Here is a 954-nt window from a genome sequence, read left to right on the forward strand (position 1 = left end):
CAGACGCGCGCCGGGCACTTGAGCAATCCGTGAACTCCACGCCCGGCGCGCTTGCCCAGCTCGAAACCGACCAATACCAAACCCAGGGACTCTCGTCATGATCGAGAGAGGCCCAGAGGGAAGGTCAATCCCCGAAGTCGCCGGCGAGGTGCAGAACATGTAATTCCATCCGGCCCAGACAATGACTGAAGAATCAGATGCGGCATTACTGTCCGCTTTACCGGTGGCGGTATCGACAAAATGTGCAATCACCTGTTCCGCTGGAGCGACAAGGTGCGAACCATCGCCCCGGAGGCACTGCGCGCCGCTTGGCGCACTCGGATCGACGCGGCCAAACGAGTCCTTGATGGCTGATGAGACCTGACAATGCTGATGATCCGGCGGCAGGCAGATTTCGTCTCGGACCGGCCCAAGCGCTTCCTCGCTTGTCGCTCCTCCGATCATCTGTTTCAGGGGATGAACGATCAGTCGTTGAATGGCGCTGTCGTTCTCCAGTGAGTTCAGGGGAACCGTGAAGAACCACTCCGGAGCATCTGCAGGCCGCCAGCGCAGACCGTCGGAGTGGTATCTTACGCCCACACCATCTTCGTCCATGTTCTCGGCCTCGCCTCCGACGTTTGGAAAATTCTTACTAAAGTAGAACGGTCCCTCATTTGAACCCACATATCCGACCAGAACCTTGGCGCGTTTTCCATGATACCATTCGAGTTCGGACGTATTGCTGGATTTCTGAAATCCGATCGAGATCCAGCCGAATGTCTTCGCTTTCCAGTGGTCGCTTTTTCTGAGTTTGAAATAGTTCCCCCTCAGTCTCGGGCCCAATCTGGACCTTTCCCGGTTCTGTTCCGGTCTTCTGAGAGCGATGCTCACCAGGAAGGAGACTGGATATGGCAGCGACACGCAGCGGCGAGTTCAAGCGGGATGCGGTGCGCATCGCGCTGACCAGCGGTCTGA

1 protein-coding gene is annotated in these 954 nt (G+C 57.3%); it reads right to left on the reverse strand.

Annotated features, from left to right (window positions below; all coding sequences use genetic code 11):
- Positions 1-822, reverse strand: an 822-nt coding sequence (locus tag H5395_RS18410; protein WP_182793997.1) for a hypothetical protein, incomplete at its 3' end; no start/stop codon positions are given.
- Between the last annotated feature and the right edge of the window lie 132 nt (positions 823-954).

Origin of the sequence: Paracoccus sp. MC1854, from assembly GCF_014164635.1 — a bacterium.
Taxonomy (GTDB): domain Bacteria; phylum Pseudomonadota; class Alphaproteobacteria; order Rhodobacterales; family Rhodobacteraceae; genus Paracoccus.